Origin of the sequence: Herbaspirillum lusitanum (assembly GCF_026127345.1) — a bacterium.
GTDB lineage: Bacteria > Pseudomonadota > Gammaproteobacteria > Burkholderiales > Burkholderiaceae_D > Herbaspirillum > Herbaspirillum lusitanum.
Map to the genome: position 1 here is coordinate 344250 of NZ_QXFG01000012.1, position 21570 is coordinate 365819.

Consider the following 21570-nt stretch of genomic DNA (forward strand, 5'->3'; position numbering starts at 1 on the left):
CATGATGGCGCTCCTTGGCCTGATGTCCTGATGTTCCGGCCTCAGGCCGACGCCGCAATCGCGGAAGCGAAATCACGATAGGAACGAAGCGGGCGTCCCAGCAGCGCGGTCAGGCGTTCCACATCGCCGGCTTCCGGAATCATTCCCTCAGTAAGAAAACGCTCGCTCATCAGGCGCATATCGAAGGCCATCCAGCTCGGCATGAACTGTCGGAGGTTTTTCTCGAACCCGGCGGGATCATCGCCCGGATAGGCGATCGGACGTCCCAGGACTTCTGTCCAGATCGCAGCGATGTCTGCACCGGTCAAGGTGTCGGGACCAACGAGATTGATCCGGTCCGGAGGAAGTGGGACGGCGGTTCGTTCCCGGCGGATAAGTTCGATGGCCGCGATCTCGGCGATGTCGCCCGTATCAACCATTGCCAGCCCCTTGCTGCCGATCGGCATCGGATAGATGCCGTAGCCGGTTACCGCGTCCTTGATCGTGAGGTCGTTGCCCATGAAGTAGGCGGGACGCAGAATGGTTGCGTTGAGCCCCATTCGCTCGATCATGCGTTCAACACCGAATTTTCCTGCGAAATGCGGCACGTTCACGTAGAGGTCGCTGTGAATCACCGAGAGATAGACGATCCGCTCGATGCCGGCCTCGCGTGCGACGTTAAGCGCGATCAGCGCCTGCGTGTATTCGTCGGGCACCACCCCGTTGAGAAGGAACAGCGTCGAGACGCCGGAGAAGGCGCGGCGCAGCGAGTCGACGTCGAGCAGATCGCCCTGGACGACGTCGACGCCCGCCGGGAAATTTGCCTTCGACGGGTCGCGCACGAGAGCGCGAACATCGGCGCCACGCTTCACGAGTTGCCCGACAACTTGGCGACCGACAGTGCCGGTAGCTCCGGTAACGATAATAGTCATGATGATTACTCCTTGGTTTGGTTGGTAAATTCAAAAATGGATAGAAACTCCCGATCAACTCGACATCGCTCTATCCACAGATTCGCGAAATGCTTGAGGACATGCCTCAGGCAGACGTTTTCTCTTCTTCTGGAAGTTGGTTCAGAGGGAAAAATCCACGACGGTCTTGCCCACTTGCGGCTGGGTCCGATTGCGCTCGATCGCCGCAGGCAGTTCATCGAAACTTACGACCGCGCCTACCTTCGACTGCAAACGTCCGTGCGCCACGTCCTCTGCGATTGCTTGCAGCCGTGCGGCATCCGATGTGTTCATGAACCACAGGCCCCGGCGTCCTGCGGGGGTGCTCGCCTGGATGGCCGGCGAAGCGGTGCTCACGATGACGCCATCTTCGGCAAGGACGGACCACGATCGATTCAGCACCTCGCCGCCGACATAGTCGAGCACCAGGTCGATATCGCGTGCCGATGCTTCGAACTGTTCCTTGTCGTAGGCGATGACGTGGTCAGCGCCCAGGCTGCGGAGGTAGCCGGCATGCTCCTCCAAGGCGGCGGCAAATACCACGGCCCCGGCCTGATGCGCGTACTGCACCGCGAATCCTCCGAGACCACCGGCAGCGCCGTGGATAAGAATGCGCTGGCCGGCCTGTATCGGACCGGCAAAATTCAGGCTTTGCCATGCCGCCACGGATGCCACAGGCAAGGCTGCCGCCTCGACGAAACTCAGCGATTCAGGTATCAGGCAAAGATTGGCCTCGTCTACCGCAACCAGATCGGCATAGGCGCCGAGGCCGCCGCGCGGTCCCATGACGCGATCGCCTTTGCGCAGTCGGGTGCCCGCCCCCGCCGCTTCCACGATGCCGGCCAGTTCGATGCCTGGGACGGTCGGCAATTGCAATGGAAAAGCGTCGCGGACATAGCCTTCCCGGACCTTCCAGTCCAGTCCGTTGACACCCGCGGCCTGGACGCGGACCAGCACTTGGCCTGCTCCTGCCACCGGCGCTTCGATGGACGAAATCTTGAGGGCGGATGGGCCGCCGTATTCGGTAAGAACCAATGCACGGATATTGTTCATGACTACTCCTTTGAGGTTGTGGGTTGCGTACGAACAAATAATAGGTCGTCCCGCATACAAAACAAAGACTGTAAAATATAGACACTTCGTTTTAAAAATGAGACATCATGGATTTCAATGCCCTTGAGGACTTCCAGTTAGTGGCCGCTCACGGCGGCTTTGGCAAAGCCAGCCGCGCCAGCGGACGCTCCAAAGCGACTCTGTCGCGTCGTGTTGCCGATCTCGAAGAAGCATTGGGGATACGGCTCATCGAGCGCGGCGCTCGTAGCCTGGAGTTGACCGAAGCAGGCCAACTGCTGCGCGCCAGAACGGAGGGGCCGATGCACGAGGTCGCCGACGCGGTCGCGGCAGCACGGGACGGCCTTGCGACGCCGCGAGGGCGTTTGCGTATCGCAGCGCCGCTCCTGTTTTCGCAGTTGGCCTTGGGGCGGATTGCCGCCCGGTTCCTGGCGAGCTACCCCGAAGTGCAGATCGAAGCCGTGGCTGAGGATCGCCTTGTCAATCTGGTAGACGAGCATTTCGATGTCGCCATACGGATCAATCCGAGCAAGGACAGCGCGCTGGTCGGCAGATGCTTTGCCAAAGACAGGCTGGTCCTTGCGGCCGCACCATCGATTCAGATGCCGAAAGGAGGTCGTGACAAGCCGTTTCCTGTACCGGCAGTCGTCACGCCGGGCTATCGAGACGGGGATGTCTGGTCGGTTCGCAATGGTCAGTTCACCATCGAACCGCGACCTGTTCTGCGCCTGTCTTCGCTGCTGATGGTGCGGGACGCCATTGTCGACGGCGCAGGGGCAGCGATGCTGCCGCAGTCCATCATCGGCGGCTTGCTGGAAAAGGGGGAATTGGTATCGTGGGGAATTGCCGGCGACGAAGTTGAGCTTTGGGTTCTGCACACCTCTCGCCGTTTGCAAAGTCCCAAAGTGCGGGCTTTCGTCGAGTTCATGTGCAAGCAATATCCCAATGGGACGTTCACCATTCCAATCCGATGAACTGAAGACTATCTTCCTTTATATCGACGCCAAGGAAATCAAGGCCCGCCGCGCCGCGCCCTCGTCGTCCCATGCCGGGATCCACAGTTTGGCATATGCCTCGACATCGGGAGCGTCTCCCTTATCGGCAAGCCGCTCTTGCATGACGGTTTCGATGGCCGCTGCCACACGTTGCGCGACGCGCGGCCCCACAACGGGGTCCTTGAGCAGTGTTTCAAGTTGCTGGAGCAATACGACGGCAGGACTGACAACTGGATCCATAAGGCTCTCCCATGCACAGCGATACCTGTTGAAGCGGGCAAGGTCCGGCGATAACGTGTGTCGACGGACCTCATGCTTTACTTTGCAAAGCAAGAACGATGCTCAGGACGCTTAGCCATTACGGAAGATGAAGCTGTAGGCATTGAGCGCGGGCACACCGCCGAGATGCGCGTAGAGCACCTTCGCGCCTTCCGGAAATTCGCCCAGCCGCACCTTCTCGATCATGCCGTGCATCGACTTTCCTTCGTACACCGGGTCGGTCAGGATGCCTTCGGTGCGTGCGCACAGGCGAATCGCCTCCAGCGTGCCTTCATTCGGCAAACCGTATTCCGGACCGCCGAAGCGTGTGTCGAGCACGATGTCTTTTTCGGTGATGTCGTAGTTCAGCTCCACCAGTCCCGCCGTGTTCTTGGCGATGCGCAGGATCTGGTCGAAGGTCTGTTTTGGTTTCGCCGAAGCGTCGATGCCGATCACGCGATCCGCGCGGCCGTCCGCAGCGAAGCCGACCACCATGCCGGCCTGCGTGCTGCCGGTGACGGCACAGGTAACGATGTAGTCGAACTTGAAGCCGAGTTCTTCTTCCTGTTGGCGCACTTCTTCGGCAAAGGCGACAAAGCCCAGGCCGCCCTTCGGATGTTCCGAGCAACCGGCCGGAATCGGATACGGCTTGCCGCCATTCTGGCGCACGCTCTCCATCGCATCTTCCCAGCTCTTGCGGATACCGATATCGAAACCTGCCGCATCAAGGCGCACGTCGGCGCCCATGATGCGCGACATTTCGATGTTGCCGACGCGGTCATACACGGCGTCGGAATAGTTCACCCAGTTCTCTTGCACCAGCACGCACTTCAGGCCAAGGTGCGCCGCCACCGCTGCCACCTGGCGTGTCTGGTTGGATTGGATGCCGCCGATCGATACCAGCGTGTCGTAGCCGCCCTCCAATGCTTCCGGGATCAGGTACTCCAACTTGCGCGTCTTGTTGCCGCCGAAGGCCAGGCCGCTATTGCAGTCTTCGCGCTTCATGTAGAGCTCAACTTTGCCGCCGAGATGGGCGCTCAGGCGCTTGAGCGGTTGAATCGGCGTCGGGCCGAAAGTCAGCGGATAGCGGGCGAATTTTTTCAGATTCATGCGTGATGCTCCTGGAGTGTGAAGGGATATCCACGCATCGGCACTGGCGAACAAGGACGGCATGGACTGCTCCTCCGATATCGGTGTGATGTGCGACGACGTGTGATGGTGTAGCGGTATGCGCTGGATTTCATTGTAGGAATTAATCTGCGCATCAGGGTTGCGAACTTGCGCTACTATTTGATGAGTAATACTTCAATTGATAATTTATGTTTATTTTTATTCTGAAAAAACAATCCATGAAAGCAATAAAATTGCGCAGCAAGAGTGCTGAAACGGAATCCTTCAACGACACACTCGATCGCACCGACCGCGCCATCCTCAAGCTGCTGCAACGCGACGCCTCGATTTCCAACGTCGCACTGGCGGCCAGGGTCAATCTCAGCGCGCCGGCCTGCCTGCGCCGGGTGGAGCGTCTCAAGGAGTTGGGATTGATCAAGGGCATCGTCGCGCTGCTTAATCCGCGTGCGCTGGATGCCGGCACGCTGGTGATGATCGGCGTGGTGCTGGATCGCTCCACGCCGGAATCATTCACCGCCTTTGAAAAGGCGGTGCAGAAAGTGTCAGGTTGCCTGGAGTGCCACGTCGTCACCGGCGAGTTCGACTACTTCATGCTGGTGCGCACCAAGGACAACGACAGCTTCAATCGCCTGCATGCCGAGCAGCTGCTGTATCTGCCCGGCGTACGCCAGGTGCGCACCTTTATGGTGATCAAGGAAGTGCTGTCGACGACCCAGCTGCATTTGTGAATGGCAAGGAACTCAGATGTCCTCGTTCAACTCGCCCAGCAGATAGTCGAGGAAGATTTCCACGATGCGCGGCAAGGTGCGTCCCGATAGCGTCTGCACCTCAACGTAGCGTCCATCAAGCGCACGATCGTGAATCGGCACCATCGTGAATTCACCCTTGGCAATCCGATAGCGTACCGTCACCGCCCCTGTGATCGACAGCGCGTCCCCTTCCAGCAGATAGTTGTGCAGCGTCTGGATGTAATTGCTGGTGAGGACGGGCTCGAATACCAGTTGCTGGCGGCTGCACGCCAGGTCGAACAGTTGCCGCAGCGTGGTGTCCGGATCGGGCAGCGCCAGCGGATAAGGCCGCAGTTGCGACAATGTCACGCTCTTGAACTTGCTCAGCGGATGGCCGTTGCGCATGAGTAGCAGCACCGGCGCCGGTTGCTGGTGCACGATCTTGATGTCCGGTTCAGGCAGGCGGTTGAAGGTCACGCCGATGTCGGCATTGCCGTCGCGCACCTGGCGCGAGACCATCGTCGGCGGTCCCACATATACCTGAAACTGAATCGCCGGATACTTTTGCTGGAAGCTGCGGATCAGCCGCGGCATGAAGTCGATGCCGAATCCCTCCGACGCCGCCACCCGGATGCGCCCGCTGCGCAAGCCCTTCAGCGCCAGCAGGTCAGCCACCACGCGATCCGCTTCCAGCCTCACCTTCTGCGCATGCGCGGCCAGCATTTCCCCGCCCGCGCTCAGCACCATGCCGCGCGGCCGGCGCTCGAACAGGACGGTGTCGAGCAATTCTTCCAGGCTCCTGATCTGACGGCTGATCGCCGAGCTGGCGACATTCAGGCGTTGCGACGCTTCAGCGATCGAGCCGCAACGCACCACTTCAAGGAAATAGCGCAGCGCAGTATCTTGCAAATATTGAGATTTCATGTCGGCCTTTGCGAATGCGATGCAGACGTCATCGCCACCGCTCGCAAGCAAGCAAAAAGCCTGCCTTCTCATTTCGGCAACGCAGGCTTAGGAATTCTCTAATTGTTGCAGCACCTCAATCGACCTAGTATCCACTCACGTTGTTGCTCAATTTGTTGCTCAATTTGTTGCTGAGTTTCATGCCGTTGTTTTTCAAACAATTCAGAATGGAAGGTCGGGAATGAACGCGAAAAAGAATGTGGCAAAGGGATCCGGAGCTGCGTGGGTACACAATGCACGACATGCGTTGCTGTTGGCGGGGGCTGCCGCGACGCTGTCGATATCCACCCCGGCATTGGCCAATAAGGCCAACGACACGCTGGTGTACGCCTCCGACAGCGAGGTCGAAAACATCAGCCAGTATCACAACAACCTGCGCGAAGGCGTCATCCTGGCCCACCTGATCTGGGACACGCTGGTCTTTCGCGATCCCAGGACCGGCGAGTACAAACCGCAGCTGGCCACCGCCTGGAAGTGGGAATCGCCGACCGCGCTCGTGATGGATCTGCGCCAGGGCGTGCAATTCCAGAACGGCGACAAGTTCAGTGCCGATGACGTCGTGTTCACCTTCAACTACGCCGTCTCCAACGAGTCCAAGGCCGTCACGCGTCAGAACACCGACTGGATCAAGGACGTCGAAAAGCTCGGCGACTACAAGGTGCGCATCAACCTCAAGCGTCCCTTCCCCGCCGCGCTGGAATATCTCGCCGGCCCGTTGCCGATTTATCCCGGCGTCTATTTCAAGAAACTCGGCCTGGAAGGATTCAGCAAGGCGCCGATCGGCACCGGTCCCTACAAAGCCACCAGCGTGGTGCCGGGACAGGGTGTGACACTGGTCAGGAACCCGAACTACTTCAAGGAAAGTCCGCAAGGCCAGCCGAAGATCGGCAACATCAAGTTCGTCGTGATCCCTGATCCGGAAACCCGTTCAGCGCAACTCATGACCGGCGCCATTGACTGGATCTGGCGCGTGCCGGCTGACCAGGCCGAGTCGCTCAAGACCACGCCGAAGATCACCGTGCAAAGCGGTGAAACCATGCGCGTCGGCTTCCTGACCATCGACGCCACCGGCACTTCGGGACCGAATTCGCCGTTCAAGGATCTGCGCGTACGCCAGGCAGTCAACTATGCGATCAACCGCAAAGGCATCGCCGACAACCTGGTGCGCGGCGGCAGCCAGCCGGTGTATACCGCCTGCTTCCGCACGCAGTTCGGTTGCGACGCCAAGGCCGTCATCAACTATGAATACAATCCCGCCAAGGCCAAGGAATTGCTGGCTGCAGCAGGTTATCCGAACGGCTTCGATACCGAGATCTACGCCTACCGCGAGCGCGAATTCGCCGAAGCCATCATCGGCGATCTGCACAAGGTCGGCATCCGCGCACGCCTGCGCTACATGAAGTTCGCCGCCCTGCTGACGGAATATCGCAGCGGCAAGACACCGCTCACCTTCCAGACCTGGGCATCCTTCTCGATCAATGATGCATCGGCGTTCACCGGCGTCTACTTCAAGGGCAACGCGGACGACATCACCAAAGACCCGCAATTGCGCCAATGGCTGGAAACCGCCGACAACTCGGTTGACCCTGCTGTGCGCAAGACCAACTACACGAAGTCGCTGGAATCGATTTCCAGGCAAGCCTTCATGGCGCCGATGTTCTCTTACTCCACCTTCTACGCCTATAACTCGCAGCTGAAGTTCCAAGGTTATCCGGACGAACTTCCGCGTTTCTATGAAGCGAGCTGGAAGTAGCTTCGCCACGGCGGACGGCCATCGTCGTCCGTCCAGCCAACCATGATCGTGATGAGGGCTTGCCGCCATGCTGATCTACATTTTGCGTCGCTTCGGTATCGCCCTGTGCGTTGCCGTGACGGTCTCCATCGTCAGTTTTTCACTGCTGCACATGTCGGGCGACCTGGCCACGGCGATCGCCGGGCCTGAAGCCAGCGCCACGCAAGTGGAAGCCATACGCGTGCAGTTCGGGCTCGACCGGCCGATGATGTCGCAGTACTTCGACTGGCTCGGCAAAGCGGTGCAACTGGATTTCGGCAAGTCGTTTTACTTTCAGGGGCCGGTCATGGAAATGGTGGCCGAGCGCTTGCCGGTCACCATGAAGCTGGGCGGCATCGCCTTGCTGCTGGCCGTCGCCGTCGCCATTCCGCTTGGCGTGTTGGCGGCGATTTATCGCGACACCTGGCTGGACCGCGTCGCACTCCTCATCGCGGTGGTAGGACAGGCCATGCCCAGCTTCTGGTTCGGCCTCAGCCTCATCCTGATTTTTTCGGTGACCCTGCACTGGCTACCGGTCGCCGGCAACGAAGGCTGGGAGAATTTCGTCCTGCCGGCGATCGCTCTCGGCTATTACGCCATGCCCGCAATGATGCGCCTGACGCGCGCCGGCATGCTGGAGGTGCTCGGTTCCGACTACATCCGTACGGCACGCGCCAAGGGCCTCAGCAAAGGCAAGGTCATTTTCAAGCATGCGCTGCGCAATGCCGTGATTCCGGTCGTCGCACTCGCTGCGGTGGAACTTGGCTTCATGCTCGGCGGCTCGGTGGTGATTGAATCGGTGTATTCGATGCAAGGCCTCGGCCAGCTCGCCTGGGACGCCATCTCGCGCAACGACTATCCGGTGGTGCAGGCGGTGGTGCTGATCATCGCGATGTTTTATATCGGCCTCACTTTCCTGGCCGACGTCATCAACGCGCTGCTCGATCCGCGCATCCGCACTCGCTGAGGAATCGCCATGACGACCATTTCCACTCCTTCCATGCCGACCAGCCAAACAACCGGTTTTGTACAGGCAACGCTCAAACCGGTGCCGCTGTGGCGGCGCAAGTTGAACCGCATGCTCGGCCATCGCGGCCTGGTGCTGGGTGCGGCCATCCTCGCCGTGATCGTGCTGGCGGCGCTGTTCGCGCCCTTGCTGGCGCCGCATGATCCCTTTGAGCAAAATGTCTCGCAACGCCTGATTCCGCCGATCTGGAACGCGCTCGGCAGTTGGGACCATGTACTCGGCACCGACAAGCTCGGCCGGGATTATCTGAGCCGCTTGATCTACGGCGCGCGCGTCTCGCTGATCATCGGTTGCGCTGCAGCGCTCATCTCCGGCGTGATCGGCACCACGCTGGGGGTTCTGGCCGGCTACTTCGGCGGCCGTGTCGATGCCTTGATCAGCTACGTCATCACTACCCGCTTGTCGATGCCGGTGGTGTTGGTTGCGTTGGCGATGGCCTCGCTGGTCGGCGGTTCATTGAAGGTCGTGATTATCCTGCTCGGCTTGCTGCTGTGGGACCGTTTCGCCGTGGTCACGCGTTCAGCGACGCAGCAGCTGCGCGACGCCGAATTCATCGCCGCCGCCAAGGCCATCGGCGCATCGACGCCCTACATTCTGGTGCGTGAGATTTTGCCCAACATCATGAGCGCACTGATTGTCGTCATTACCCTGGAAATGGCGCATGCGATCCTGCTGGAGGCAACCTTATCCTTTCTCGGACTCGGCGTGCAGCCACCGACGCCGTCCTGGGGTCTGATGGTCTCGGAAGGAAAGTCCTACATGTTCTTCAAGCCCTGGGTCATCGTGATTCCAGGTGTGGCATTGGCGATCCTGGTGCTCGCGATCAACCTGGTCGGCGACGGTCTGCGCGACGTCAACGCGCCTGACGGCCGCAACTGATAAGGAGACGATGATGAGCGTTCTTCTCGATGTAAAAAATCTGCGTGTCGATCTGCCGACCGAAAACGGCATGCTGCACGCCGTGCGCGGCATCGACTTCCAGGTCAAGCGCGGCGAGATGTTGTGCCTGGTCGGCGAATCCGGCTGCGGCAAATCGATGACCTCGCTGGCATTGATGGGACTGTTGCCGCGCAAGGCTGTCGGCACCGCCGATCGCATGACATTTGACGGCGTCGAATTGCTTGGCCTGCCGGAAAAAAAACTGAATCAGTTGCGCGGCCAGCGCATGTCGATGATTTTTCAGGAGCCGATGACTTCTCTCAATCCTTCGTACACACTGGGAAACCAACTCTGCGAAGCCATGCTGGAAAAGCCCGGCGTCACCCGCGCCGAAGCCCGCGATCGCGCCATCTACCTGCTGCACCGCACCGGCATCAGCAATGCCGAAGATCGTCTGCGTCAGTATCCGCACCAACTCTCCGGCGGCTTGCGTCAGCGCGTGATGATCGCCATGGCGCTGATGTGCGGTCCCGACCTGATCATTGCCGACGAGCCGACTACCGCATTGGACGTCACCATACAGGCGCAAATCCTGCGCATGATCCGTGAACTGCAGCGCGAGTTCGGCACGGCGGTGGTCTTCATCACCCACGACCTCGGCGTGGTGTCGCGCATCGCCGATCGCGTCGCCGTGATGTACGCCGGACAGGTGGTGGAAACCGCCGACGTCGGACAACTGTTCGCCTCGCCCCGGCATCCTTATACCCGCGGTCTGCTTGACTGCATTCCCGTACGCGGCAAGACGCTGCCGGGGAGCAAGCTGCAAGCCATTCCCGGCGTGGTGCCGAGCCTGGTCGGCAATATCGGCGGCTGTGTCTTCCGCAATCGCTGTTCGCTGGCTGACGCCGCCTGCGAGCAAGATCCGCCGATGCTCAATACCGCCGGCGGCGACAAGATTCACCATGTACGCTGTCACAAGGTGACGGCGGCAGACGCGCGGCAACTGAGCGAGGTGGCGGCATGAATATGAATGAATCCGTGCCAGCCGAAATATCGGCCACGCCTGCCGGTAGTGACATCGCGCTGGAACTCTGTGCACTGAGCAAGATATACGCACTCAAGCGCGGCATGTTCAAGACGCCCGGCAAGATCAGGGCTGTCAGCGATGTCTCGTTGCGTCTGTATCGCGGCGAAACGCTGGGTCTGGTCGGCGAATCCGGCTGCGGCAAGAGCACGCTGGCCAAGATGCTGCTGGGATTGCTGGAGCCGACTTCCGGCAATGTCCTGATCAACGGCCAGGAAGTCGATCCGACGCTGCGCAAGGAGAATGCGCGCCACATCCAGCCGATTTTCCAGGATCCGTATTCTTCGCTCAACCCGCGCAAGACCGTTGCCGAAATCGTCGGCCTGCCGTTGAAGCTGCATCGCATCGGCAGTTCCGCCGAGCAGCAGAAATCGGTGCGCCGGATCCTCGATCTGGTCGGCATGCCGGAGCGCACCTACGCCCAGTATCCGAATCAGCTGTCCGGCGGCCAGCGCCAGCGCGTGGCGATCGCACGCGCCCTGATCCTGCAGCCTGACATTCTGATTTGCGACGAGCCGACGTCGGCGCTGGATGTTTCGGTACAGGCGCAGATTCTCAACCTGTTGCTGGATCTCAAAGCCGAGTTCGGTCTCACGTATCTCTTCATCAGCCATGACCTCGGCGTGGTCGAGCATCTGGTCGACCGTGTCGCCGTCATGCACAAAGGCAGCATCGTGGAGTTGGAGACGCGCGAAAAGATTTTCTCCGACGCGCAGCATCCGTACACGCGCATGCTGTTGGCATCAGCGCTGACGCCCGAGCCTGGACTGGGTATTCCGGAGCTGGCCGTGAGCGGATAGAAAAAGACAGGAAACACGAAACGGCGCGCCGCTTTTCAGAACGACTTATTGATTTCATCGAATCTCATTTATATAACCGAGGAGAAGCAACATGAGCAGAGCACAAGCCATCGCGCAGGCCAGCGCCTATTTCGACGACGGCCGTTTCATGACGGCCTTGCAGAAACGCGTCGCCATCCGCACCGAGAGCCAGGAAGCTGCCAGCCGGCCGATTCTGTATGACTACCTGCTGCAGGAAATTCAACCTGAGCTCGAAGGCCTTGGCTTCACCTGCGGAGTGATCGACAATCCGCTGCCGGGTGGCACACCGTTCCTGCTGGCGGAGCGTCTGGAAGCCGATGCGGTCTTCACCCTGCTGACCTATGGCCACGGCGACGTCGTGCGCGGCTATGACAATCAATGGCGCGAAGGCCTCAATCCTTGGAAAATCGTCGTCGAAGGCGACCGCTGGTACGGTCGCGGCATCGCCGACAACAAGGCGCAACACACCATCAACTTCGCCGCGCTGGCCGAAGTCCTGAAACTGCGCGGCGGCAAGCTTGGCTACAACGTCAAGGTGATCCTGGAAATGGGCGAAGAAGCCGGCTCGCCGGGCCTCAGGGAAGTCGCCGAAAAATATGCAGAGAAGTTGAAATCGGATCTCTTCATTGCTTCCGACGGACCGCGTGTCAATGCGCCGACACCGACTATGTTCCTCGGCTCACGCGGCGGCTGCAATTTCGACCTGCGCGTCAATTCGCGCAACGGCGGCCACCACTCCGGCAACTGGGGCGGCTTGCTGCGCAACCCCGGCGTGCGCCTGGCCAACGCCATCGCTTGCCTGGTCGACGGCAAGGGCCGTATACGCGTGCCCAGCCTGCTGCCGGATGCCTTGCCGCAGAGCGTGCGCAACGCACTGCGCAATGTCGAAGTCGGCGGTGGCCCTGACGATCCGGAGGTTGACGTGGACTGGGGGGAGCCGGGCCTGACGCCGGCCGAGCGGGTATTCGGCTGGAACACGCTGGAAGTGCTGGCGTTCAAGACCGGTAATCCGGAAATGCCGGTCAATGCGATTCCCGGCCATGCCTCGGCACATTGCCAGATCCGTTTCGTGGTCGGCAGCGACGACAAGAATTTCATCGCCAACATCCGGGGGTATCTCGACGCGCATGGTTACACCGACGTTGAGGTCTCGCTGTCCGGCATCCAGTTCACCGCGACCCGCCTCAATCCGGACGATGAATGGGTACGCTGGGGTCTGGCGTCGATGCAGGAGACCAGCGGCAAGCAGCCGACCTTGTTGCCCAATCTGGGCGGCTCGTTGCCCAACGACGTGTTCTCCGACGTGCTCGGCTTGCCGACACTGTGGGTGCCGCACTCGTATCCTGCCTGCTCGCAGCATGCACCCAACGAGCATATACTTGCCAGCGTATCGCGCGAGTCATTGCAAGTCATGGCCGGCTTGTTCTGGGATTTGTCAGAACAGGGCGCGCAAGTGCTGGCGCGCAGAACAATGCTCGCCGTCGCGGCCTAGGAGCCGAATTTCCGGAGTGAACACATGAGTACAGAGTTTTGCCGGATCGCCGATCTGGACGACGTCAAGGATGAGCTGGTCGGGATCCGCCGTCACATCCACCAGCATCCCGAATTGTCATATGAAGAAGTCGATACCGCAGCGCTGGTGGCGGCACGCCTGGAAAGCTGGGGCTATGCCGTCGCGCGCAACATCGGCGGCCACGGCCTGGTCGCCACCTTGCGTTCCGGCAGCAGCACGCGCAGCATCGGCGTGCGCGCCGATATGGATGCGCTGCCGATCAACGAAATGACCGGCCTCTCCTATGCCAGCGAACGCCAGGGGAAAATGCACGCCTGCGGCCACGACGGCCACACCGCGATGTTGCTCGGCGCGGCATTGCAGTTGTCGCGCACGCGCAATTTCGACGGCACCGTCAACCTGATCTTTCAACCGGCGGAAGAAGCCGGCTTCAACAGCGGCGCCGTACAGATGATCAGGGATGGATTGTTCGAACGCTTTCCCTGCGATGCGATCTTCGGCATGCACAATCATCCGGGGGTGGAAACTGGCACCTTCATGTTTCGCGCCGGCCCGTTCATGGCAGCTTGCGACACGGTAAAGATCAAGATCCTCGGCAAGGGTAGCCACGCAGCGCGTCCGCACCAGTCGATCGATCCACTGGTCGCCGCCAGCAGTCTGGTGATGGCTTTGCAGACCGTGGTGTCACGCAATATCGATCCGATGGAAGCTGCGGTGGTGACGGTCGGTTCGCTGCACGCCGGCCATGCAGCCAATGTGATTCCGGAGCATGCCACGATGGAACTGAGCGTGCGCTCCTTCAAGCAAGGGGTGCGCGAACTGCTGGAGCAGCGCATCCGCGCGCTGGTGCAATCTCACGTTGAAGGTTACGGCGCCAAAGCGGAAGTCGAGTACATCCGCGGCTATCCGGTGCTGGTCAATTCAGAGGCTGAAACCGAGTTCGCGAAACAGATCGCGGTGGAACTGGTCGGCGCAGACAAGATCATTCCGTCGTTCCCGCCGATCGCCGGCAGCGAAGATTTCGCCTATTTCCTGCAGCAGCGTCCGGGTTGTTTTCTACGCGTCGGCAACGGTGCAGGAAAGCCGATGCTGCACAACGCGCACTATGACTTCAGCGACGACAATGTCACTGTGGGTGCGGCTTACTGGACGCGTCTGGTGGAACGGTACTTGCAGGCGCAATAAGCCGGAAGGAAAAAGCCGCCTTGCCCATGGTTGCGTTAAAGATGCATCGAATTGACTGGCTTCGCGCTTATCTGGACGTTGTTTCGCCCGTTCCCCTTGGCCGCATATAGCGCGCTGTCAGCGGCATTCAACACTGCATTGATGGAATCATGGACAGTGCTGTCGTACATGGCTGCGCCGATGCTCGCCGAAATATGGCCAATTTGGCTTTTCGCGTGTGGGATATTGAGTGCTTCGATTGCGCCCCGAATTTTCTCGCCGACGTGGAGGGCCCCGTCTGCGTCTGTTTCCGCCAGCACGACGATGAACTCTTCTCCACCATAGCGTGCAGCGAGGTCCGAACTTCGCGGCAACTGCGTGGAGATGGCGCGGGAGACGGATACAAGAACGTCGTCTCCTTTTTGATGGCCATAGGTGTCGTTGTAAAATTTAAAGTAATCGACATCGATGAACAGAATCGAAAATATCCCCCTGCCGCGCCGGCTTCTGCTCCACAGATCGCCTAGCGCGTTGTCCAGCGCGCGCCGATTGAGCAGCTTCGTCAAGTCGTCGACAGACACCAGTTCCTGCAATCTTTCCTCGGCCCGACGTCGTTTCTTGAGCTCGTTTCGCAATATGTAAAAAAGCGCCATGCAGACGACGGTGAAGACCAGCATCGCACCGCCGAGAGCGTAGAGGCTTTCCGTCCAATGACTGAAAATATGCTTTTCGGAACGACCAACAAAGACAACCAGCTGCGTCCCGGGAACATTCCGGAAGGCGTACAAACGTTTTACGCCATCGGTGACAGCCCGGGCGAAGAAGCTACCGCTCTCCTGTTGAATCAGCGATTTTATCCGCAAGAAATTGTCGCTGGAACTGATGTCGCGACCAATCATTGACGCAGCATACGGCAGCCGCATGTAGACCACGCCGCTGCGAGCGTAGAGAGACATCACGCCATCTTCGCCCAACGCAATTCCGCTGAACAATTCACGAAAATAGGAAAGATCGAGAGCCATGACCACGACACCCGCAAAACTGCCGTCTTGATTGGATAGGCGCTTGGACAAGACGACGACCTGAAGCTCCCGATCGAACTTGGCCGTAATGGGCGGCGAAATATACAGGCCGGTTTCCGGCCGGTCTCGCTGAACCGTGAAATAGAGGCGATCGCCATACGTATTGGCCGGGGTACCCGGCAGGGACGACACCGCGACTTTTCCAGCGGCGTCAAGCACCGCCATGACGATTACATGCTTCGCCGCAGCCACGCTGCCGAAAAGGTAGGAATATTGCTGGTTGTGGGTCAGCTGCCGAAACAGGGGATCTTGATAGCGATTAGCCAGGGCATCCAGAGACAACGACAGTATCTCTATATTCCGCACGATGTCGCGCTGAGCCATCAGCGTGATGTTTTGCGACGTCTCGACAGCGTATTGGCTTGCTTCCTCATGACTCTTGTACAGCATCCAGCCAAACAAGCCGAATACCATTGCCATCAACAGAGCCGCACTTATTTTAAGAGCCTTCCCTAAACGCTTAATTTTAAAACCCCATCTGTTCTATTTGTTTGATCGCAAGCATGACAACGCTTCCGCCCCTGAATCCGACAGCCGTAATTAACGCACAAAAGCCTGTGTTTCAACAGCTTGCCGAAACGGAACGTATGCCACAGACGACATTTACTCTTGGCTGCACGTGCAGTCTTCCGTGCTAACTATTTCATGTAGTTAAACCACCAGATCACGCCGAACTCTTGCCGTCATGCCCCGGCAGCGTCGCGTCGGGAGCATGGATCGCATGTCAATCAAGAACGACAAAAACGGCTATCGAGGACAGATTATTTCTTTGACAATATTTTCAAAAATGCTATTTCTTCTCTCGCGAAGCAGCTGATTTACAGGTGCTTGGCCACCCTCGCTATCAGAACCTCATTGGAAATGACACCTCTGGTTTATAAATTTTCACCTGAAACGCGGCAAAGTTGTTTGATGGTCTTACCAATTAATTGGTATTATCTCGATTCCCAAGCAGGACCATGCGCCGCAGTCGCCACGATGGCGCCTTATTTAGACCAACCACCAAAGGAAGAGCAATGAAATTACTCCGTTACGGCCCTGTCGGCCAAGAAAAGCCAGGCATCCTGGATCAGGCCGGCAAGATCCGCGACCTGTCGGCACATATCAAGGACGTCAACGGCGCCGCTCTGGATGACGCTACCCTGGCGAAAATCCGCGCACTGGACCTGCAAAGCCTGCCGGTGGTCGACGGCAATCCACGTATCGGCGCCTGCGTCGGCAACATCGGCAAGTTCATCTGCATCGGCCTGAACTACGCCGACCACGCTGCTGAATCCGGCCTGCCCATTCCAGCCGAACCAGTCGTGTTCAACAAGTGGACATCGGCCGTGGTCGGTCCCAACGACGACGTCAAGATCCCACGCGGCTCCAAGAAGACCGACTGGGAAGTCGAACTGGGCGTGGTCATCGGCAAGGCCGCTTCGTACATCGAAGAAAAGGATGCGCTGTCGCACATCGCCGGCTATTGCGTCGTCAACGACGTCTCCGAGCGCGAATACCAAACCGAACGCGGCGGCACCTGGGACAAGGGCAAGGGTTGCGACACCTTCGGTCCGATCGGCCCATGGCTGGTGACGCGCGATGAAATCGCCAACCCGAACAACCTGCAACTGTGGCTGGAAGTCGACGGCAAGCGCTACCAGAACGGCAACACCAACACGATGATCTTCAACGTGCCGTTCATCATTTCCTACCTGAGCAAGTTCATGAGCCTGCAACCGGGCGACGTGATCTCGACAGGTACGCCTCCAGGCGTCGGCATGGGCGTCAAGCCGAATGCTGTCTACCTGACTGCCGGCCAAACCATGCGCCTGAGCATCGAAGGCCTGGGCGAACAACAGCAAAAGACTGTCAACGCATAAAACTTGCTTTTGTTCCTACTGCGAAGCCGTGATCCGGCGTCGGGCGGTGCTCGGAATCTCATGTACTGAAGTACATTCCGGTTCCTGCGCTCCGTCCGCCACCGGCTGACGACTTCTCGCTACGGAACAACAACAAGTTTGACGCGATAAGAACTGCCCGCAGAGGCAGATTCCAACAGGTCACCTCAAGAGCAAAGAGAACGGAGTTCACATGAATCATTACGATTTCCAGGGTCGCAGCGCGATCATCACCGGCGGTGCGCAAGGCATCGGTTTCGCCATCGCCGAACGTCTGCTGCAAGGCAAGGCCAAAGTCGTCCTGTGGGACCTCGATGAGAAGTTGCTGCAGGAAGCGCGCGCCAAGCTCGAGTCGCTCGGCAACGTCGAAACCGTCGCCGTCAACATCGCCGACCAGGCCGCCGTGCAACGCGCCATCGAAGCCACTGAAAAAGTCACGCAATCGATCGACGTGCTGGTGCACAGCGCCGGCATCGCGGGCCAGAACGGCCTCGTCGCCGACTACTCGCCGGAAGAATGGCGCCGCGTCATCGACATCGACCTGAACGGCGCGTTCTACGTCAACCAGGTGGTGGTGCAACGCATGATCGCGCAAAACTACGGCCGCATCGTCAACATCGCTTCCATCGCCGGCAAGGAAGGCAATCCGACCGCGTCCGCCTACAGCGCCGCCAAGGCAGGCCTGATCGCCCTGACCAAGAGCCTCGGCAAGGAAACCGCGACCAAGAACATCGCCGTCAACGCGATCACCCCGGCTGCGGCGCAAACCCGCATCCTGGAACAATGCACCCAGGCCCACATCGACTACATGCTGTCGAAGATCCCGCGCGGACGCTTCGTCAAAGTGGAAGAGATCGCCGCCATGGTGAGCTGGCTGGTGTCGGAAGAAAACTCGTTCACCACCGCATCGGTCTTTGACCTGTCCGGCGGCCGCGCGACATATTGACCCGGCACTGAATCACTACTGATCCAGCCGGAATCAAACGGATAGCGTCCGCCGCACCGGCGGCGGCGCATTGAACATGCGTCGAGCTATCCGCCAATAATAAAAATTACTACAGCCTGTTTGCCCGGCATGCCACAAGCATTCCGGGTCGGCATGCTGCGCCCTTTTATTGCTTCAGAGGAGAGATGTTATGGCAGCAGTACCCTATCCGGCCACCGCGCAGGATATCCAGGAATCCAATCTATACCGCCGCATCACGCTGCGCTTCGTGCCGCTGCTCGTGATCTGCTTCGTGTTCGCTTATCTCGACCGCGTCAATATCAGTTTCGCCAAGTTGCAGATGCAGCAGGATCTCGGTTTCTCCGACGCCGTCTACGGCCTCGGCGCGAGTATCTTCTTCGTCGGCTACTTCCTGTTTGAAATCCCGAGCAACATGATCCTGCACAAGGTCGGTCCGAAGCGCTGGATCGCCCGCATCATGGTCACCTGGGGCATCGCCTCGGCGGCGATGATGTTCGTCACCAATGAAACCGGGTTCTACATCCTGCGTTTCCTGATCGGCAGCCTTGAAGCCGGCTTCGTGCCGGGCGCGCTGTATTTCTTCACCAACTGGTTCCCGTCGCAACGCCGCGGTCGCATCAATTCGCTGTTCATGGCGGCCATCGCCCTGTGCGGCATGATCGGCGGCCCGATCTCGGGCGGCATCATGAAGTTCACCCACGGCGTGAGCTCGCTGCACGGCTGGCAATGGCTGTTCCTGCTGGAAGGCATTCCGTCGATCGTGCTCGGCGTGATCTGCTGGATCGTCATCGACAACAAGATCGAAGACGCGCGCTGGCTGAAAGACGATGAAAAGAAACTGCTGCTGGCCCGCCTCGCAGCCGAGCCGAAGAGCGAAGCGGTGCATTCCTTCCGCGACGCGCTCAAGCAGCCGTCGACCATCACTATGTCGCTGATCTACCTGGTGCTGGCTTCCGGCATCTACGGCCTGGTGTTCTGGATGCCGCAACTGATCAAGACCGCCGGCACCGACGACACCTTCATCATCGGCCTGATCACGGTGATTCCTTACCTGTGCGCCGCCATCGGCATGATCCTGATCGGCCGCAGCTCGGACCGCACCGGCGAACGCCGCTGGCACCTGGCAGGTTGCGCGCTGGCCGGCGCCGTCGGTTATGCCGTGAGCGCCTACTTCGGCAGCAACACGCTGGTGCTGGTGGTCGGCCTGTCGTTCGCCGCAACCGGCATCATCGCCGGCATCGGCCTGTTCTGGATCCTGCCTCCGCGCGTGCTGACCGGCGCCGCAGCGGCCGGCGGCATCGCACTGATCAACTCGGTCGGCCAGCTCGGCGGCATCATCACGCCGTACATGGTCGGCAAGATCCGCGACATCACCGGCAGCGCTTCGCTGGGCCTGTACGTGGTGGCGCTGGAATGCCTGGTCGGCGCGGCCTTGCTGTTGTGGGCGCTGCCCAAGCGCATCTACTTCCGCGAACCCGTCGCCAAGTAATCATGTCGTTGTCCGCAGCATGAAAAAAGCCGCCCTCGGGCGGCTTTTTTTGCTTCGAAAAATACCTCAGCGCAGCCGTGCCGGAGCGGCGGTGATGTCGATTTCGCGCCGCGCGCGTGGCGCCTGTCCGGTGCTCAGCTCGTGCCCCAGCTTGAACACGCTGACGATGCGCGCCAGGTTGGCGGCCTGCTGCTGCAGCGATTGCGCGGCGGCGGCGGCTTCTTCGACCAGCGCGGCATTCTGCTGCGTGACGCCGTCCATCTGCGTCACGGCATGCTTGACCTGGTCGATGCCCTCGCTCTGCTCACGGCTGGCGGCGGATATCTCGCTGACCACATCGGTCACGCGCTTGACGCTGGCAACCACCTCATCCATGGTCACACCGGCCTTTTCCACCAGCTTGGTGCCGGCGCCGACCTTGTCCACCGAGTCGCCGATCAGTTGCTTGATTTCCTTGGCCGCGGCGGCGCTGCGTTGCGCCAGGCTGCGCACTTCCGACGCTACCACGGCAAACCCGCGGCCTTGCTCGCCGGCCCGCGCCGCCTCGACCGCTGCGTTCAACGCCAGGATATTGGTCTGGAAGGCGATGCCGTCGATCACGCTGATGATGTCGACAATCTTCTTCGACGACGCGTCAATCGAGCGCATGGTCGAAATCACGGCGCCGACCACGTCGCCGCCTTCAGCCGCGACGCCCGATGCCGAGGTCGCCAGTGCATTGGCCTGCACGGCATTGTCGGAGTTCTGTTTGACGGTCGCCGACAATTGCTCCATCGCTGCAGCGGTCTGTTCAAGCGAACTGGCCTGCTCTTCCGTACGCGAGGACAGGTCGAGATTGCCGCTGGCGATCTGGCTCGATGCGGTGGCGATGGCATCGGTGCCGCCGCGCACGTCGCCGACGATTTTCAGCAGGCTGCCGTTCATGTCTTTCAATGCGGACAACAGCATGCCGACTTCATCCTTGCTGCGCACTTCAATGTGCGCGGTCAGGTCGCCGTCGGCGATCGAACGCGCCACGCCGACCGCGACAGTCAGCGGACGCGTGATGTTGACGGTCAGGTACCAGGCGCTGCTGACGCCGAACAACAGGATCAGCACGCCCAGCACGATCAACAGCGTACGGCCGGTCTGGGCCATGCGTTCGATGTCGGTGGCGGTGTCGTCGATGCTCTTGCGCTGCATCGTCAGCAGATTCTGCAGTGCATCTTTGAGATCATTGGCGCGCGGCATGAAGGCGCTTTCCAGCAAACGATTGGCTTCGTCCAGGTCGCCGGCCGCCTTGGCCTTGCGCATCTGGTCGCGCGCCGCGACGTACAACGAACGCTGCGTCTCGATCTTCTTGAACAGCGTCAGTTCCTGTTCGCTTTCCAGGATCGGTTGCAGCTTCTTGAGCAGCTCGGTCGAGATCTTCGACGAGGCCGCATCTTCCTTGGCGAAGAACGGCGCCAGCGCCGGATCGGTGCTCTTGGCGATCGCCGTCACGCGCGTGATGGAAGTTTGCACGATCGGGAACCAGTCGCTGATGAGGCGTTCTTTTTCCAGCGGACGCTGCATCATGGCCTTGGTGGCGTCGGTCACGCCTTGCAGGCGCCAGATGCCGATGCAGATGATGGTAATGGCCAGCAGCAGAATGATGGAGAAGCCCAGCGCGAGTCGTTTGCCGATCTTCAGGTTGGCAAGAATGTTCATAGAAGTCTCTGTTCTTATGCGATATTGGAATGACAACGAATGCAGCAGGAATGCATGGAGATTTCCCACGGCGGCGCGCAAGTATAGCGTTGGGGATGCGGCGTCATTCGCCGGATCAGCGAGGGAAAT

General features: G+C 59.8%; 19 protein-coding genes and 1 other RNA gene. 13 read left to right on the forward strand and 7 right to left on the reverse strand.

Annotated features, from left to right (window positions below):
* Positions 1-41: 41 nt before the first annotated feature.
* A complete protein-coding gene (locus DXT88_RS19125) occupies positions 42-911 on the reverse strand; it encodes an SDR family oxidoreductase (RefSeq protein ID WP_265215610.1) in 870 nt (289 codons plus the stop codon).
* A 141-nt stretch (positions 912-1052) separates the two neighbouring features.
* The gene (locus DXT88_RS19130) at positions 1053-1982 is read right to left on the reverse strand and encodes an NADP-dependent oxidoreductase (protein WP_265215611.1); all 930 of its coding nucleotides are present in this window, start codon (positions 1980-1982) and stop codon (positions 1053-1055) included.
* A 107-nt stretch (positions 1983-2089) separates the two neighbouring features.
* Between DXT88_RS19130 and DXT88_RS19135 the strand changes: the two genes are divergently transcribed.
* On the forward strand, positions 2090-2974 hold the full coding sequence (locus DXT88_RS19135; RefSeq protein ID WP_016835757.1) for a LysR family transcriptional regulator: 885 nt from the start codon (positions 2090-2092) through the stop codon (positions 2972-2974).
* A gap of 18 nt (positions 2975-2992) precedes the next feature.
* On the opposite strand, the gene DXT88_RS19140 is transcribed toward DXT88_RS19135, so the two are convergent.
* Both DXT88_RS19140 and DXT88_RS19145 read right to left on the reverse strand, forming a co-directional pair.
* The gene (locus DXT88_RS19140; protein WP_265215612.1) at positions 2993-3235 is read right to left on the reverse strand and encodes a hypothetical protein; all 243 of its coding nucleotides are present in this window, start codon (positions 3233-3235) and stop codon (positions 2993-2995) included.
* Between the two features lie 111 nt (positions 3236-3346).
* Positions 3347-4363, reverse strand: a complete 1017-nt coding sequence (locus DXT88_RS19145) for a 1-aminocyclopropane-1-carboxylate deaminase (protein ID WP_016835759.1) — start codon at positions 4361-4363, stop codon at positions 3347-3349.
* 239 nt (positions 4364-4602) lie between these two features.
* On the opposite strand from DXT88_RS19145, the gene DXT88_RS19150 reads away from it, so the two are divergent.
* The gene (locus tag DXT88_RS19150; protein WP_265215613.1) at positions 4603-5112 is read left to right on the forward strand and encodes an Lrp/AsnC family transcriptional regulator; all 510 of its coding nucleotides are present in this window, start codon (positions 4603-4605) and stop codon (positions 5110-5112) included.
* Between the two features lie 12 nt (positions 5113-5124).
* On the opposite strand, the gene DXT88_RS19155 is transcribed toward DXT88_RS19150, so the two are convergent.
* The gene (locus DXT88_RS19155) at positions 5125-6036 is read right to left on the reverse strand and encodes a LysR family transcriptional regulator (RefSeq protein WP_265215614.1); all 912 of its coding nucleotides are present in this window, start codon (positions 6034-6036) and stop codon (positions 5125-5127) included.
* Positions 6037-6256: 220 nt separating this feature from the next.
* On the opposite strand from DXT88_RS19155, the gene DXT88_RS19160 reads away from it, so the two are divergent.
* The 7 genes from DXT88_RS19160 to DXT88_RS19190 all read left to right on the forward strand — a co-directional run bounded on the left by DXT88_RS19160 (position 6257) and on the right by DXT88_RS19190 (position 14355).
* On the forward strand, positions 6257-7828 hold the full coding sequence (locus tag DXT88_RS19160) for an ABC transporter substrate-binding protein (protein WP_050977749.1): 1572 nt from the start codon (positions 6257-6259) through the stop codon (positions 7826-7828).
* A gap of 67 nt (positions 7829-7895) precedes the next feature.
* On the forward strand, positions 7896-8813 hold the full coding sequence (locus tag DXT88_RS19165; protein ID WP_265215615.1) for an ABC transporter permease: 918 nt from the start codon (positions 7896-7898) through the stop codon (positions 8811-8813).
* Between the two features lie 9 nt (positions 8814-8822).
* Positions 8823-9752: an ABC transporter permease gene (locus DXT88_RS19170; RefSeq protein WP_016835763.1), complete on the forward strand. Its 930-nt coding sequence runs from the start codon at positions 8823-8825 to the stop codon at positions 9750-9752.
* Between the two features lie 13 nt (positions 9753-9765).
* A complete protein-coding gene (locus tag DXT88_RS19175) occupies positions 9766-10776 on the forward strand; it encodes an ABC transporter ATP-binding protein (RefSeq protein WP_265215616.1) in 1011 nt (336 codons plus the stop codon).
* Positions 10773-11636, forward strand: a complete 864-nt coding sequence (locus DXT88_RS19180) for an ATP-binding cassette domain-containing protein (protein WP_265215617.1) — start codon at positions 10773-10775, stop codon at positions 11634-11636. Before DXT88_RS19175 ends, DXT88_RS19180 begins: the two co-directional genes overlap by 4 nt.
* A 91-nt stretch (positions 11637-11727) precedes the next feature.
* Entirely contained in the window at positions 11728-13149 is a 1422-nt protein-coding gene (locus tag DXT88_RS19185) for a M20 family metallopeptidase (protein WP_265215618.1), read from the forward strand.
* 24 nt (positions 13150-13173) lie between these two features.
* Positions 13174-14355: a M20 aminoacylase family protein gene (locus DXT88_RS19190; RefSeq protein WP_265215619.1), complete on the forward strand. Its 1182-nt coding sequence runs from the start codon at positions 13174-13176 to the stop codon at positions 14353-14355.
* Between the two features lie 35 nt (positions 14356-14390).
* Here DXT88_RS19190 and DXT88_RS19195 read toward each other — a convergent pair whose 3' ends face one another.
* On the reverse strand, positions 14391-15836 hold the full coding sequence (locus DXT88_RS19195; RefSeq protein WP_265215620.1) for a sensor domain-containing diguanylate cyclase: 1446 nt from the start codon (positions 15834-15836) through the stop codon (positions 14391-14393).
* A gap of 596 nt (positions 15837-16432) precedes the next feature.
* Here DXT88_RS19195 and DXT88_RS19200 point away from each other — a divergent pair.
* From DXT88_RS19200 to DXT88_RS19215, 4 genes are all read left to right on the forward strand, one after another.
* Entirely contained in the window at positions 16433-17278 is an 846-nt protein-coding gene (locus DXT88_RS19200; RefSeq protein ID WP_016835854.1) for a fumarylacetoacetate hydrolase family protein, read from the forward strand.
* Positions 17279-17338: 60 nt separating this feature from the next.
* Positions 17339-17413, forward strand: a non-coding RNA gene (locus DXT88_RS19205) — sX9 sRNA.
* Between the two features lie 76 nt (positions 17414-17489).
* Positions 17490-18242, forward strand: coding sequence for an SDR family oxidoreductase (locus DXT88_RS19210; protein ID WP_016835855.1), 753 nt, complete (start codon positions 17490-17492; stop codon positions 18240-18242).
* Between the two features lie 190 nt (positions 18243-18432).
* Positions 18433-19752 (forward strand): MFS transporter, encoded by a 1320-nt coding sequence (locus tag DXT88_RS19215; protein ID WP_016835856.1) that lies wholly within the window; start codon positions 18433-18435, stop codon positions 19750-19752.
* A 66-nt stretch (positions 19753-19818) separates the two neighbouring features.
* On the opposite strand, the gene DXT88_RS19220 is transcribed toward DXT88_RS19215, so the two are convergent.
* Complete coding sequence (locus DXT88_RS19220; protein WP_265215621.1) at positions 19819-21441, reverse strand: methyl-accepting chemotaxis protein; 1623 nt, start codon at positions 21439-21441, stop codon at positions 19819-19821.
* Positions 21442-21570 lie beyond the last annotated feature (129 nt).

Bases quoted from the DNA above. Each gene is read 5' to 3' on its own strand.
- DXT88_RS19190 (WP_265215619.1), top strand. From the start codon at position 13,174: ATGAGTACAGAGTTTTGCCGGATCGCCGATCTGGACGACGTCAAGGAT.
- DXT88_RS19220 (WP_265215621.1), bottom strand. From the start codon at position 21,441: ATGAACATTCTTGCCAACCTGAAGATCGGCAAACGACTCGCGCTGGGC.
- DXT88_RS19150 (WP_265215613.1), top strand. From the start codon at position 4,603: ATGAAAGCAATAAAATTGCGCAGCAAGAGTGCTGAAACGGAATCCTTC.
- DXT88_RS19125 (WP_265215610.1), bottom strand. From the start codon at position 911: ATGACTATTATCGTTACCGGAGCTACCGGCACTGTCGGTCGCCAAGTT.
- DXT88_RS19145 (WP_016835759.1), bottom strand. From the start codon at position 4,363: ATGAATCTGAAAAAATTCGCCCGCTATCCGCTGACTTTCGGCCCGACG.
- DXT88_RS19180 (WP_265215617.1), top strand. From the start codon at position 10,773: ATGAATATGAATGAATCCGTGCCAGCCGAAATATCGGCCACGCCTGCC.
- DXT88_RS19155 (WP_265215614.1), bottom strand. From the start codon at position 6,036: ATGAAATCTCAATATTTGCAAGATACTGCGCTGCGCTATTTCCTTGAA.
- DXT88_RS19210 (WP_016835855.1), top strand. From the start codon at position 17,490: ATGAATCATTACGATTTCCAGGGTCGCAGCGCGATCATCACCGGCGGT.
- DXT88_RS19140 (WP_265215612.1), bottom strand. From the start codon at position 3,235: ATGGATCCAGTTGTCAGTCCTGCCGTCGTATTGCTCCAGCAACTTGAA.
- DXT88_RS19170 (WP_016835763.1), top strand. From the start codon at position 8,823: ATGACGACCATTTCCACTCCTTCCATGCCGACCAGCCAAACAACCGGT.
- DXT88_RS19185 (WP_265215618.1), top strand. From the start codon at position 11,728: ATGAGCAGAGCACAAGCCATCGCGCAGGCCAGCGCCTATTTCGACGAC.
- DXT88_RS19215 (WP_016835856.1), top strand. From the start codon at position 18,433: ATGGCAGCAGTACCCTATCCGGCCACCGCGCAGGATATCCAGGAATCC.
- DXT88_RS19130 (WP_265215611.1), bottom strand. From the start codon at position 1,982: ATGAACAATATCCGTGCATTGGTTCTTACCGAATACGGCGGCCCATCC.
- DXT88_RS19165 (WP_265215615.1), top strand. From the start codon at position 7,896: ATGCTGATCTACATTTTGCGTCGCTTCGGTATCGCCCTGTGCGTTGCC.
- DXT88_RS19175 (WP_265215616.1), top strand. From the start codon at position 9,766: ATGAGCGTTCTTCTCGATGTAAAAAATCTGCGTGTCGATCTGCCGACC.
- DXT88_RS19200 (WP_016835854.1), top strand. From the start codon at position 16,433: ATGAAATTACTCCGTTACGGCCCTGTCGGCCAAGAAAAGCCAGGCATC.
- DXT88_RS19135 (WP_016835757.1), top strand. From the start codon at position 2,090: ATGGATTTCAATGCCCTTGAGGACTTCCAGTTAGTGGCCGCTCACGGC.
- DXT88_RS19195 (WP_265215620.1), bottom strand. From the start codon at position 15,836: ATGGCAATGGTATTCGGCTTGTTTGGCTGGATGCTGTACAAGAGTCAT.
- DXT88_RS19160 (WP_050977749.1), top strand. From the start codon at position 6,257: ATGAACGCGAAAAAGAATGTGGCAAAGGGATCCGGAGCTGCGTGGGTA.